Origin of the sequence: Arthrobacter sp. JUb119 (genome assembly GCF_024807995.1) — a bacterium.
Taxonomy (GTDB): domain Bacteria; phylum Actinomycetota; class Actinomycetes; order Actinomycetales; family Micrococcaceae; genus Glutamicibacter.
The window spans coordinates 452,552-464,966 of the sequence record NZ_JANUFE010000002.1 but is presented as its reverse complement, the minus strand read 5'-3'; the positions used below and the strand labels follow the sequence as shown (position 1 = coordinate 464,966).

The window sequence follows — 12,415 nt, the reverse complement described above, 5'->3', positions numbered from 1 at the left end:
GTCGCGGCGATAAGCTCAACTTCCAGCAACAGTCGTTCATGCGACTTTATTTGTCGATGCTCGGGCTTCATTGGCCGCGCAGCTGGAGCACTGACTACCGTGAATACCGAATGGCCCGTTATAGCGCCGTATTAGTCATGAGAACGTTGCACAACTGACGATGAACCGGGATCCGCAATCAACTTCGTTTTCGCCTTCACCTGCGGGATTCTTTGCAGCCAGCCAGATCCGCGGTAAGGCGGAATTGTTTCTGGCGAAGTAGCTGCAGGTGGCTCAAGAGCAGAACCGGTTGATTTCCACGTTGCCCGTGCCACTGCTGTTCAGAACAGGATCGTTGCGAAGGTGCCGACCTGTTCAAAGCCGATGCGCTGATAAGTCTTGATTGCAGCGGTGTTGTAGTCGTTGACGTACAGGCTCACTACAGGAGCGAACTGCATCGCGTAGTCCACCGTGGAGGCCATGTAGCCGGCAGCCAAGCCTTGGCCGCGATACATCGGGTTCACCCAAACACCTTGGATTTGCACTACTTCGTCGGTGACGGTACCTAAATCAGCCTTGAAAATCACGTTGCCGCGCTGGTCGCAGTCCATGAGCGTGTGCCCCTCACGAATTAACTGGCGTACACGGTTGCGGTAGAAGCTTCCCCCGTTTTCCAACGGCGAATATCCAAGTTCTTCTTCGAACATGGCAGCGCTGGCAGGCAGGACTAGGTCGAATTCCTGAACCTGAGCCGGCCGAATCCGGTTGCGGCGAATTCCCTCCGGGATTTGGGTGATGGCCATTAATGGCTGATTTTCCCGGACATCAAAAATTTCTTGCGGACCATCCCGCAAGACGTCATGCATGGCCAGAACTGTTTCTGCCGGTCCGAATACCGAGGCGAATCGCTGTCGGGAATCGATGGCATGCATGGCGTACTTCTGGGCATCGGACTCCGGCATGGCGGTGGGCGCCATATTAGCGCCCACCCAGCATGCCGATTCAAGACCTTCGCTGCCGTCCAAGCCAACGATGTGCGCAAACCCGTCTGGGACTGCTGACCGGTGGATGCTCACCTGCGAACGGGTGAATATATTGGCGACGGGGTCGCGATCGAGCAGCTCAATGAGGGCTGTCGTATCACGACGGCCCAAGATGCGCGGCTCTCCCTCGACGCTCCGGCGGCTAGTTCTAGCTGACGGAGACCATGGGAGAACCCGAGGAAGGATTCTCGTCATTGTCCAGTCCCATTTCTGCTGCCAAACGGTTGGCTTCTTCAATCAAAGTCTCAACAATTTGATCTTCCGGGACGGTCTTGATGACTTCGCCCTTAACGAAGATCTGCCCCTTGCCATTGCCGGAGGCAACGCCGAGGTCAGCGTCGCGGGCTTCGCCCGGTCCGTTGACAACGCAGCCCATTACTGCCACGCGCAATGGAGCCTTCATGCCTTCGAGCCCAGCGGTAACCTGCTCGGCCAAGGTGTAAACATCCACCTGGGCACGACCGCAGGACGGGCAAGAAACGATGTCCAGCTTGCGGGGGCGCAGGTTCAGCGATTCCAGAATCTGGTTGCCGACCTTCACCTCTTCTACCGGTGGAGCGGACAGCGATACGCGAATGGTGTCGCCAATGCCCTTGGAGAGCAGTGCACCGAAAGCGGTGGCGGACTTGATGGTGCCCTGGAATGCTGGACCGGCTTCGGTCACGCCCAGGTGCAGTGGCCAGTCCCCGCGTTCGGCCAGCATCTCGTAGGCACGGACCATGATCACAGGGTCGTTGTGCTTTACCGAGATCTTGAAGTCATGGAATCCATGCTCTTCAAACAGGGAAGCTTCCCAAACAGCTGATTCAACCAGCGCTTCAGGGGTGGCCTTGCCGTACTTCTGCAGCAAGCGGCGATCCAGCGAGCCAGCATTGACGCCGATGCGAATGGAGGTGCCGTGGTCCTTGGCGGCCTGCGCGATTTCCTTGACCTGGTCATCGAACTGGCGGATATTGCCGGGGTTCACGCGCACCGCGCCACAGCCTGCTTCGATGGCAGCGTAGACGTACTTTGGCTGGAAGTGGATATCGGCGATCACCGGGATCTGCGACTTCATCGCAATGATCTTCAGCGCTTCCGCATCCTTATCCGTTGGGCAGGCCACACGCACGATGTCGCAGCCGGCAGCGGTCAGCTCGGCAATCTGCTGCAAGGTGGCGTTGATGTCGTGGGTCTTGGTGGTAGTCATCGACTGAACCGAAATCGGCGAGTCGGAGCCGACACCTACGGATCCAACCTGGAACTGGCGAGTCTTGCGACGTGGTGCGAGTACCGGCGGTGGGCCTGCCGGCATGCCTAGGCTGACCGAAGTCAATGGACGCCTCCGAATAGATTGTGGGTATTTCTCTAGTCCAAGTATGTCACCGTATCGCGGTGAGCGGGTACTCATGCGAGAAAGGCCACGGTTACCGTGGCCTTTCTTGCACTATTGAGCTTCCGGGGATCGTGAAAACCTAGTTGGCTTCGGCGATTTCCTTGATGCTGCTCAGCACGCCAGAGACCTGCTCGACAACTTCAGCGTCATCCTTCGGGTGCAGTTCAGCGAAGCGTACTACCGAGTTAGGGATAGCCAGCTTGACGTTTTCCAGCACGTTGGCGCCGGCGATGTTCAGTGCCTTGCGCGCTTCGTCCTGCGCCCAGACGCCACCGTACTGTCCGAAAGCGGTGCCAACGACCACGGTTGGCATGTCCTTGAGCGCACCGGCACCGAAGGGGCGGGACAGCCAGTCAATGGCGTTCTTCAGGACAGCTGGCATGGTGCCGTTGTACTCAGGAGTGACCAGCATCAGCGCATCGGCGTCACCGGCTGCGTCGCGCAGGGCCTGGGCGGCGGCAGGAACGCCACCTTCCACGTCGTGGTCCTCGTTGTAGAAAGGAATGTTCTCCAAGCCGCTGAACACGGAAACTTCCATGCCTTCAGGTGCGTTGTGCGAAGTGGCTTCGGCCAGCTGCTGGTTGGTCGAACCGTTGCGCAGGGAACCGACGAGGGTGAGGACCTTGGTGGTCATAGGGTGTTCTCCTAAAGGCAAAATAATAGAAAGCTGACGCTTCACCTACTTTCAACCGTTTCCCCACCCCAACCATTCCGTGCAGCAAAGTGACATGAAGCACAGTAGCTGATCGCTGGGATCAGTCCATCCCTGGTTTGCGGCGAAGTTGCTTGGTGGCTGAGCGAGTAGCTTTGGCACTCAGCCTGCGCCGGTGAGAACCGCGGGTAGGTTTCGTTGCCTTGCGTGCCGGTGCATCCGGCGCCAGCGCTTTTTCCACGATGCGCCCCAACTTCTCTTGGGCGAGCTGGCGGTTGCGCCATTGCGATCGCTCTTCGGAAGCAGTCACGACGATGGCCCCGGCCACCAAGCGAGGTCCGAGCTTCGCCAGCAAGCGCTGACGCTGCCAGTCGGACAAGGCCCGCGAAGCGCCAATTACCCAGGTGAGTTCCACCCGTGAGTCCGAGGTATTCACATGCTGCCCGCCGGGGCCCGAGGAACGGGAGAAATGCCAGTTCAGCTCGGCTGCAGGGATCGCCAGCGTTGACGTGATCTGCACATCCATGATGTTTTCCACTTCCTCTCCCCTACCAGTCTGCGCCATCCGAGCTGTTTAATGCAGGCAGCCTCCGCTGTTCTCGGAAAAGAACAGCGGAGGCTGGTGCAAGGTACCTATCGTCTAGGACGCGAAATCCTCCAGCAGGCCAATTACCGGGTTCCATTCGGTGACGGTGGCCGCGCCGATTCCGCCAACCTTCTGGAAAGGATCATTGGAAAGCACTTCGTCCAGCGCAGCTTGCGATTCTGCCGCGAAGATCAACAGCGCGCCGTCGTTGACCGGGGTCGGCCCCGAAGCAAGAAGGCGTACCGCACCTTCGCCGAGGAAGCCGCAAAGGTACTGGCGGTGTGCTGGACGGTGTTCATTGCGCAGCTCGGTGGAGTTCTCGGCGTACGCGTATTCAACAGCAAAAACAGTCATGCCTACAGCATATTTCTCCCTGCTTAGAACAGCTGTATCGGCTTGAAGATATCCGCATATATTAAGAGCCCGCCCATGACCAGCATCGCTACCACCACGACATAAGTCAGCGGCAAAAGCTTGACCGTGTCCACAGGCCGTACCTTCTTGATCCTGAAGATCCTGGCAACTGTGCGCTTCAGCCCCTCATACAGCGCGCCCACCACGTGGCCGCCATCCAGCGGCAGCAGCGGGATCAGGTTGAAGGCGAACAGGGCCAAGTTCAAACCGCCCACCAATGACAGCAAGGTTGCGAATTTGTCAGCTACCGAGATGGAATCCTCCGCGCTGATCTCTCCGGCAATGCGCCCAACGCCCACGATGGACACCGGCCCATTCGGGTCGCGTTCCTCGCTGCCAAAAGCAGCTTGGGCGACATCCACCATGCGCTGGGGCAGGTGCAGGATGACATCGCCAATTCTCAGCAACTGATCCCCGATCACGCCGGGAACCGCGCTCAGCGGCTGGGTCAGGTCCCGCTGCAAGGAGCCCATCCCGACGAAACCGACCTTGGTCATGATGTATTCGCCCTGCTCATCGAGCAGCACGTAGCCATTTTCGTCGGTCGCCGGGCGTTCGGTCAGGTACGGAGTCAGCTCGGTGGTGCGAATCTGCCCGTCGCGGGCATAGTCCAGGGTGATGGCTTCTCCTGGATGATCGCGGATGACATCGGTGAGCTTATTCCATTCAGCTTCCGCAACAGCGGTGCCGTTTACGGCGGTGATCGTGTCCCCTGGCAGGAGGCCTGCCTCGTAAGCCGGCGCTGGGACATCCTTGTCGGTGCATTCGGCCTGCTCTGCGTTCTGTGCGCTGGCAATGCACTGGTACACCTCGGAGACTGTGGTGGTTGGCGTAGCCTGGCCGAAGCTGGTCAGCACGATGCCGATCACCACGAACCCGATGACCAGGTTCATGATTGGGCCACCGAGCATGATGATGACGCGCTTGTAGATCGGCAGCTGGTAGAACAGCCGGCCTTCATCGCTGGGCAGCACGTTCTCGTTGGCCTGCGAGCGTGCGTCATCCACCATCTGTCCGAAGACCTTCTGGAAGAGATTCGGCTTCTTCCCGGAAGCATCCGAGACGACCTGGTCGCGTGGCGGGTACATGCCCACCATCGAGATGTAGCCGCCCAGGGGCAGGGCCTTGATGCCGTATTGCGTTTCGCCACGCTTGAAGGAAACCAGCGTTTTGCCGAAACCGATCATGTACTGCGGAACGCGCAGCTTGAACAGTTTCGCGGGTACCAGGTGCCCGATTTCATGCAGCGCAATGGACAGCCCGACGGCTACCACCATGAATAGGACGCCGCCGATGAACAGCAATGCACTCATGCTTTGGCCTCGATGATCTTCGTTGCATGGGCGCGGGCCCAGCGGTCTGTTTCCAGCACTGTTTCGACCGATAGCGCTGCGCTCATCGGGGTGTACTCGTCCAAGGCCCGTTCCACGGTCTCAACGATGTCGGTGAAGCGGATCTTTCCATCATGGAAGGCATCCACTGCAATTTCGTTGGCGGCGTTATAGACAGCCATATGCGTTCCCGACGACGCTGCGGCCTGCTTGGCAAGCTTTACAGCGCTGAAGACCTCCTCATCCAGTGGTTCGAAGGTCCAGCTTGCTGCGGTGGAGAAATCGCAAGCCTTCGCGGCACCGGCAACCCGATGCGGCCAATTAATGCCCAAAGCGATCGGCAGGCGCATATCCGGCGGCGATGCCTGGGCGATCACCGAACCGTCGATGAACTCCACCATCGAGTGAATGATTGACTGGCGATGCACCACAGGCTCGATCTTTTCCAGTGGCACGTCGAACAGCAGGTGGGCTTCGATGACTTCCAAAGCCTTGTTGACCATGGTGGCCGAGTTGGTGGTGACCATGCGCCCCATGTCCCAGGTTGGATGAGCCAGCGCCTGGGCGGGGGTGACATCACGCAGCTGCTCATGGCTGTAGCCGAAGAATGGACCGCCAGAGGCAGTCACCAGCAGCTTGGCCACTTCCTCGGGCGCGCCGGAGCGCAGGGCCTGGGCGAGGGCGGAGTGCTCGGAATCAACGGGCGAGATCTGGCCTGGTGCCGCGATCCGCTTGACTACCTGGCCTCCGATGATCAGGGATTCCTTATTGGCCAGTGCCAGCAGGTGGCCGGCTTCCAAGGCAGCAATGGTCGGGGCTAGGCCAATGGCACCGGTGATGCCATTGAGCACCACGTCGGCCTCGGCGAAAGCGGCAACCTCGGTTGCCGCATGCGCGCCGGCCACCAGCTCGGGAGTGTATCCGGTTACCGATGCATCTTCTGCGGCTCGCTTAATGGCCGCGGCAAGCTCCTCCTTGGATTCCACGGCGCTGCCAACGAGCGCAGGGCGGTGCTTAATTGCCTGGCGAGCCAGTAATTCAAGGTTGTACCCACCGGACAGCGCTGCCACGGAGAATTGTCCGGATGCGTTTTCGATGACGTCCAGTCCCTGCGTGCCGATGGAACCGGTGGAACCGATCAGGCTGACGCGACGGGGATGTCCGGCTGGAATGAAAGTTTTTTGGGAGCTCACCCTACCCATTATGGTTCGTTTTACTGTGAGCGCCCAAAGAGCGCCACACCCCAAAATCAGGATGCAGCGCCCCCTCTGGCAAGAATCAGAGACCTAAGCTGCGGGCAATGAGCATCTGCTGGACCTGCGTGGTTCCTTCGCCGATTTCCAGGATCTTCGAATCGCGGTAGTGCCGTGCAACCAATGATTCATTCATGAATCCGTAGCCGCCAAAGATCTGGGTAGCATCACGGGCGTTATCCATCGCCGCTTCGCTGGCAATCAGCTTGGCATGCGCGGCTTCGATCTTGAAGTCCTTGCCGGCGAGCATCTTCGCCGCCGCCGCGTAGTAGGCCAGACGGGCCGTGTGGGCGCGCGAAGCCATGCGAGCGATCATGAAGGAGATGCCTTGGTACTGGCCGATGGCCTGACCGAAGGAAGTCCGGGTCTTGGCATACTTCACCGCCTCGTCGAGGCAACCCTGGGCGGCTCCGGTGGCCAACGCCGCGATGGCGATACGTCCCTCATCGAGAATTTCCAAGAAGTAGGCGTATCCGCGTCCGCGCTCGCCAAGCAGGTTCTCCTCCGGAACTCGCACGCTGCTGAAGCTCAGCGGATGGGTGTCACTGGCACGCCAACCCACCTTGTCGTAGGCCTTCTCCGCGGTGAATCCTTCGGTTCCCGTCGGCACGATGATTGCCGAGATTTCCTTCTTGCCGGTTGCTTCGTCGACACCGGTGACAGCGGTGGCCGTGACGAGGGAAGTGATGTCGGTACCGGAGTTGGTTATGAATTCTTTGGCGCCATCGATAACCCATTCGCCATTTTCCAGTTTCGCTTTGGTCAAGGAAGCTGAGGCGTCGGAGCCTGCACCGGGTTCGGTCAGGCCAAAACCGGCCAAGCGTTCGCCGGCGGCCAGGGCTGGCAGCCACTTCTGCTTCTGGCCCTCGCTGCCAAAGCGGTAGATCGGCATCGCGCCCAGGGAGACGCCGGCTTCGAGAGTGATGGCTACCGACTGGTCTACCTTGCCCAGTTCTTCGAGCGCCAGCGCGAGGTGGAAGTAGTCGCCGCCGGAACCGCCGTATTCTTCGGAGACTGGCAGCCCGAAGAGACCCATCTGCCCCATTTGCTTGACGATGTCATAGGGGAACGCATGGTTGGCATCGTTCTGCGCGCTCTGCGGGGCTACGACTTCCTGGGCGAATTCGCGGACCATGTCGACCAGGTCTTGATACTGGTCGTCGAGTTCGAGATCAATCATCAGGCTCTCTCTTCGTTGAGGGACGAACCGGCATCGGCTGCGGGATGTGCATAAACCGGTGGCGGTCATGTTCTGCGCCAGGTGCGTGAGTTTCTTGGAAGCACACGCCGCGACGCGTATGGTTAATATTTATTAACTGGTTGCTGCCTACGGGTGGGTAAACAGCTACATTTTTGACATTAGTGGCAGCGGTCACACTTGTCCAGACCGAGGCTTGGCAAACGTAAGGAGTTGATTGTGTTGGCGAGCAAATACCAGTCGCTCAATGAACCAACAGAGCGTGAGCGCGCCAAAGCTGAACGACGAGAAGCACTCTTGCGCGAAGCCACTCGACTGTTTGCCTTGAATGGCTACGCGGGTGTTTCGCTGGAGGATCTGGGCGCTGCCTGCGGCATATCCGGTCCGGCCGTGTACCGGCATTTCGCCGGCAAGCAGGCAGTGCTTATCGCTCTGCTAGTAGATATGTCCAAAGATATCTATGCCGGGGGCTGCACGGCCACGGAAGCCGGCGGCACTCCCCTGGAGGTGCTTTCGCGTCTGGTTGATTTCCACACTGACTTCTCGCTGTCCCGCCCGGACATTTTGCAGGTCCAGGACCGTGATTTGAAATCGCTCCCGAAGGCCGAACTGGCATTAGTCCGCAAACTCCAGAACTCCTATATCGGGCTTTGGACTACGGAACTGGCCAAATTGCATCCCACCGGAAGCAAGCAGTCGCACAGATTCCGCGCGCACGCCGTCTTCGGCTTGCTGAACTCGACTGCTCATTCCGCCCACTCGCCGAGGACTAAAAAGTCCGGCCTGAAGCCGTTATTGTCCAACATGGCACTCGCCGCACTCACTTCCCCGGTAGTGTAGGTTTCAAGCCATTGTTCACTGGTGTGCCAATACCGGCACGCTGACCCACACGATTGAAAGGCCTTTATCGTGCAGCTACGAGAAGTCCGCCCTTCCGACTTGGACGCATTCTTCGCTCATCAGCAAGAACCCGAGGCGAACCTCATGGCCGCTTATCAAGCGCGTAACCCAGCCGACCGCGCGGTATTCGACCACCACTGGAACTCGATTCTGAACGATCCGAATGTTCTGGTTCGCACCATCGAGCATGAGGGCGAAGTCGTTGGATCCATTCTGGTCTTCGACGGCGAAGTACCAGAGATCAATTTCTGGACTTCGACCAAGTACTGGGGCAAGGGACTGACCACCAGCGCGGTAGACACCTTCCTCGCCGAATACACCAAGCGCCCATTGACCGCGCATGTGGTCCAGGACAATCTAGGTTCCATCAAGGTCCTGGAACGCCGAGGGTTCAAGACCGTTGGCACCGAGCAGATCTTCTCCAACGCCCGCGCAGAGGTCGTTACCGAAAACGTCATGCAGCTGGACTAGATTCCAAAAGATAGGCAAAAGCTGGCTCTCGGCAGAGAGCCAGCTTTTGCCTATTAACGGGCCTCTACCGCCGAGGTTCCCTTGGTCCTTTCCTGGATCAGCATCGTCCCGCGCCCGGCGCAAAGCCCCAGGCAGGCGTCTGCGGGTTCCGTCCGAGCTGGTTTTCTGCTGCACGATCCGTGCAAGAACGCCAGTGCGGGTCATCCTGTGATTCCTGCAGCGATGAGTGTTGAGCCCGAGGCATTCCCTCTCGTTCAGCTGGTCCAAGTTCCGCCGCCCAGCACCTGCTCGTAGGCCCGCAAGTACTTGTATCGCTTTCCCGGACCGAGGCCGGATCCGGAGAATCGGCTTTCGCCATGTCCAGCTCTCCCGGGCAGACGGAAGGGGCCCGCTTCCAGTGAAAGATCTGGAAACGAGCCCCCTTATTCGTCGTTCAGCTCAGTATCTACTTCGTGCTGTTCAGCAAGCGCCAAGCCTCACGGCGTACTGCCTGCTCATGCGGATCCGGCACCGGAGCCGCGGCCAACAGGCGTTTGGTGTAGTCGTGCGTTGGGGCATGCAGCACGGTATCCACCATGCCCTGCTCAACCGCCCTGCCTGACTGCATCACTACGACCGCATCAGCCAGCATGTCAACGACAGCCAGATCATGGCTGACAAAGAGGCACGCGAAGTTGAAGTCCCGTTGCAGGTCCTGCAGCATTTCCAATACGACTGCCTGAACCGAAACATCCAAAGCACTAGTTGGCTCATCGGCAATCAGCAGCTCGGGGTTCAAAGTCAACGCGCGAGCAATGCAAACACGTTGACGCTGGCCGCCTGAGAGCTCGTGGGGGTATCGGTTGATCACGTTGCGCGGCAGCTTCACCGCATCGAGCAGTTCTTCAGCACGCTTGATGCGCCCTGCTTTGCTGCCAACCTTGTGAACCACCATTGGTTCGGTGATGCAATCGCCAATTGGGAAACGCGGGTTCAAGGATGCTGCCGGGTCCTGGAAGATGACGCCGATTTTCTTGCGAACCGCGCGGGCTTCCTTCGGGGAAAGTTTCGGCAGATCATGGCCCTGGACCGACAAGCTGCCGCTAGCCACAGGCAACAAGCCGAGCACCGCCTTGGCGATGGTGGATTTGCCAGAGCCGGACTCGCCCACAATGCCTAGGACTTCGCCCTTGGCAATATCGAAGCTCACCTCTTCCACGGCGCGGAAGATCTTTCCCCGCATGTCGTATTCCAGCACGAGGTCCTTGGCTTCCAGCACCAGCTCGCGTCCTGGAGGCGCAGTTTCGGAGCTGTGCGGGGGCGTCGCAGTAGTAACAGCCGGAGCAGACAAGCGCGGTACCGCGGCCAGCAGGCGCTGGGTGTATGGATGTTCCGGGCGCAGCAGAACTTGCTCCACGGTGCCGGTCTCGACGAGGTTGCCCTGGAACATCACGGCCACTTCATCGGCCATATCCGCGACAACACCCATGTTGTGGGTGATCAGCAAGATGCCGGTATTCAGTCGATCCTTCAGCTCGCGCAGCAGATCGAGAATTTCTGCCTGCACCGTTACATCCAGTGCGGTGGTTGGCTCATCGGCGATGATCACCTTGGGATCGCAGGATATCGCCATGGCAATGACGATACGCTGGCGCTGGCCGCCGGAAAACTGGTGCGGGTACTGCTTGACGCGCTTGGCGGGATCCGGGATGCCCACCATGTCCAGCAGCTCGATGGCCCGGTCGGTTGCTTCCTTGCCATAGGCGATGTCGTGCAGTTCCAGCGCTTCAGTCAACTGCCGCTCAATGGTCAGCACCGGGTTCAGCGCAGTCATGGGCTCCTGGAAGACCATCGCGATGTCGGTGGCACGCATCTTGCGCAGCTTGCCTTCGTCCAGGCCAACCACGTTGACGTTGCCGACCTTGGCGGCACCTGAGACATTGGCGTTTTCCGGCAGCAGGCCCATCGCCGCAGTTGAGGTGACGGACTTGCCGGAACCGGACTCGCCAACCAGCGCCACGACCTGCCCGGGGCGGACGGTCAAGGACAAGCCCTTGACTGCGTGGACGTCTGCACCACCGGTGGCAAAGACGACGTTGAGGTCGGTGAAGCTCAGCGCGTAGCCGTCTGAGCCTTGTTCGTTCATTGGTGCTGCGTGGCTCATGGCTTCTCCTTGCGGGTTGGAAGGGCGAACAGGCCGGCGCGGCGGCGGCGCTTCTTTCCGATTTGGCGCGGGTCGAACGCATCGCGCAAGCCGTCACCCAAGAAGTTCACCGACAGGGCGATGGTAACGATGATCATGCCTGGCCACCAGAACAAATACGGGCGGGTGGTGAAGGCGTTCTGGTACTGGCTGATCAGCAGGCCCAGCGAGGATTCTGGAGCCTTCACGCCGAAGCCCAGGTAGGACAGCGAGGACTCCAGCAGGATCGCGCCAGCGATCGCGAAGGTTGCGTTCACGATGATCACGCCCATGGTGTTGGGGATCAGGTGCTTGAAGATCACGCGGCTGGTCTTCGAACCCATGGCCTGGGCGGCAGCAACGTATTCGCGTTCGCGCAGCGAAAGGATTTCACCGCGCACCAGTCGGGCCAAGCCGGTCCAGGTCACCAGGCCGAGCACGAGGGCCAGGATGATGATGGAACCGGTGGATGCACCAGCCATCTTGCCCAGAACAGCGGCCAGGACCAGCAATGGGATCACGATGAACAGGTCAGTGATGCGCATCAGGATTTCGTCGACCCATCCGCGGAAGTAGCCGGCAACAGCACCGATGACGGTTCCCAGGACAGTGGCGACCAAGCCAACCACAACGCCGATAATGATGGACTTCTGCGTGCCGTTCATGACCAGGGCGAAGTAGTCCTTGCCGACCGAGTCCTGCCCGAAGGGGTGCTCGCCGATGCGGATGCCTTCGCCGCCGAGCCAGGCGGGGACCAGGCTCAAGGTCGGTTTGCCGCCATCCACAACGGCACCAGCGTGGTAGAAGTTCTGTCCCCACCAGCCGGGGATCGGTCCCCAGCCAATGGAGCTGAAAGCGAAAACGGTGATGACGACCAGGATCACCGCGGAAATCATCGCCGGCTTGTGGCTGACGAAGCGCTCGAGAACAATGCGTCCCTGGCTCTTCGGCTTTTCGTGGATTTGGGCCAGCTTGGCGTCTTCCACCTCGGCCACGGAATTCAGGTTCTGCGGCTCGTTCTCGTTCAAGTTCTTGTTCGGGGTGCTCATCGC

General features: G+C 59.6%; 12 protein-coding genes. 2 read left to right on the top strand and 10 right to left on the bottom strand.

Annotation, left to right across the window (positions count from 1 at the left end; all coding sequences use genetic code 11):
* Positions 1–320: 320 nt before the first annotated feature.
* The 8 genes from M2368_RS08190 to M2368_RS08155 form a co-directional block, all read right to left on the bottom strand.
* Entirely contained in the window at positions 321–1,004 is a 684-nt protein-coding gene (locus M2368_RS08190; protein WP_332486592.1) for a GNAT family N-acetyltransferase, read from the bottom strand.
* 166 nt (positions 1,005–1,170) lie between these two features.
* A complete protein-coding gene (gene ispG / locus M2368_RS08185; protein ID WP_105657267.1) occupies positions 1,171–2,337 on the bottom strand; it encodes a flavodoxin-dependent (E)-4-hydroxy-3-methylbut-2-enyl-diphosphate synthase in 1,167 nt (388 codons plus the stop codon).
* A gap of 139 nt (positions 2,338–2,476) precedes the next feature.
* Complete coding sequence (locus M2368_RS08180; protein ID WP_105657266.1) at positions 2,477–3,031, bottom strand: NAD(P)H-dependent oxidoreductase; 555 nt, start codon at positions 3,029–3,031, stop codon at positions 2,477–2,479.
* Between the two features lie 121 nt (positions 3,032–3,152).
* Entirely contained in the window at positions 3,153–3,575 is a 423-nt protein-coding gene (gene arfB, locus M2368_RS08175) for an alternative ribosome rescue aminoacyl-tRNA hydrolase ArfB (RefSeq protein WP_105661823.1), read from the bottom strand.
* A 114-nt stretch (positions 3,576–3,689) separates the two neighbouring features.
* The gene (locus M2368_RS08170; protein WP_105657265.1) at positions 3,690–3,989 is read right to left on the bottom strand and encodes a YciI family protein; all 300 of its coding nucleotides are present in this window, start codon (positions 3,987–3,989) and stop codon (positions 3,690–3,692) included.
* 23 nt (positions 3,990–4,012) lie between these two features.
* Entirely contained in the window at positions 4,013–5,362 is a 1,350-nt protein-coding gene (locus tag M2368_RS08165) for a M50 family metallopeptidase (RefSeq protein WP_498724331.1), read from the bottom strand.
* Complete coding sequence (gene dxr / locus M2368_RS08160; RefSeq protein ID WP_105661821.1) at positions 5,359–6,582, bottom strand: 1-deoxy-D-xylulose-5-phosphate reductoisomerase; 1,224 nt, start codon at positions 6,580–6,582, stop codon at positions 5,359–5,361. The genes M2368_RS08165 and dxr overlap by 4 nt, the downstream gene beginning before the upstream one ends.
* Before the next feature lie 76 nt (positions 6,583–6,658).
* The gene (locus M2368_RS08155) at positions 6,659–7,813 is read right to left on the bottom strand and encodes an acyl-CoA dehydrogenase family protein (RefSeq protein WP_105657262.1); all 1,155 of its coding nucleotides are present in this window, start codon (positions 7,811–7,813) and stop codon (positions 6,659–6,661) included.
* Between the two features lie 237 nt (positions 7,814–8,050).
* Here M2368_RS08155 and M2368_RS08150 point away from each other — a divergent pair, with 237 nt between their 5' ends.
* Positions 8,051–8,671 (top strand): TetR/AcrR family transcriptional regulator, encoded by a 621-nt coding sequence (locus tag M2368_RS08150; RefSeq protein ID WP_105657261.1) that lies wholly within the window; start codon positions 8,051–8,053, stop codon positions 8,669–8,671.
* A gap of 69 nt (positions 8,672–8,740) precedes the next feature.
* On the top strand, positions 8,741–9,202 hold the full coding sequence (locus tag M2368_RS08145) for a GNAT family N-acetyltransferase (RefSeq protein WP_105657260.1): 462 nt from the start codon (positions 8,741–8,743) through the stop codon (positions 9,200–9,202).
* A 445-nt stretch (positions 9,203–9,647) separates the two neighbouring features.
* Here M2368_RS08145 and M2368_RS08140 read toward each other — a convergent pair whose 3' ends face one another.
* The gene (locus M2368_RS08140; protein WP_332486603.1) at positions 9,648–11,345 is read right to left on the bottom strand and encodes an ABC transporter ATP-binding protein; all 1,698 of its coding nucleotides are present in this window, start codon (positions 11,343–11,345) and stop codon (positions 9,648–9,650) included.
* Positions 11,342–12,412, bottom strand: coding sequence for an ABC transporter permease (locus tag M2368_RS08135; RefSeq protein WP_105657258.1), 1,071 nt, complete (start codon positions 12,410–12,412; stop codon positions 11,342–11,344). Before M2368_RS08135 ends, M2368_RS08140 begins: the two co-directional genes overlap by 4 nt.
* Positions 12,413–12,415: the final 3 nt, after the last annotated feature.

What these genes read in the sequence shown, in the direction of transcription:
- M2368_RS08155 (WP_105657262.1), bottom strand. Translation starts at nt 7,813, where the DNA reads ATGATTGATCTCGAACTCGACGACCAGTATCAAGACCTGGTCGACATG.
- M2368_RS08170 (WP_105657265.1), bottom strand. Translation starts at nt 3,989, where the DNA reads ATGACTGTTTTTGCTGTTGAATACGCGTACGCCGAGAACTCCACCGAG.
- arfB (WP_105661823.1), bottom strand. Translation starts at nt 3,575, where the DNA reads ATGGATGTGCAGATCACGTCAACGCTGGCGATCCCTGCAGCCGAGCTG.
- M2368_RS08180 (WP_105657266.1), bottom strand. Translation starts at nt 3,031, where the DNA reads ATGACCACCAAGGTCCTCACCCTCGTCGGTTCCCTGCGCAACGGTTCG.
- M2368_RS08165 (WP_498724331.1), bottom strand. Translation starts at nt 5,362, where the DNA reads ATGAGTGCATTGCTGTTCATCGGCGGCGTCCTATTCATGGTGGTAGCC.
- M2368_RS08135 (WP_105657258.1), bottom strand. Translation starts at nt 12,412, where the DNA reads ATGAGCACCCCGAACAAGAACTTGAACGAGAACGAGCCGCAGAACCTG.
- M2368_RS08140 (WP_332486603.1), bottom strand. Translation starts at nt 11,345, where the DNA reads ATGAGCCACGCAGCACCAATGAACGAACAAGGCTCAGACGGCTACGCG.
- dxr (WP_105661821.1), bottom strand. Translation starts at nt 6,582, where the DNA reads ATGGGTAGGGTGAGCTCCCAAAAAACTTTCATTCCAGCCGGACATCCC.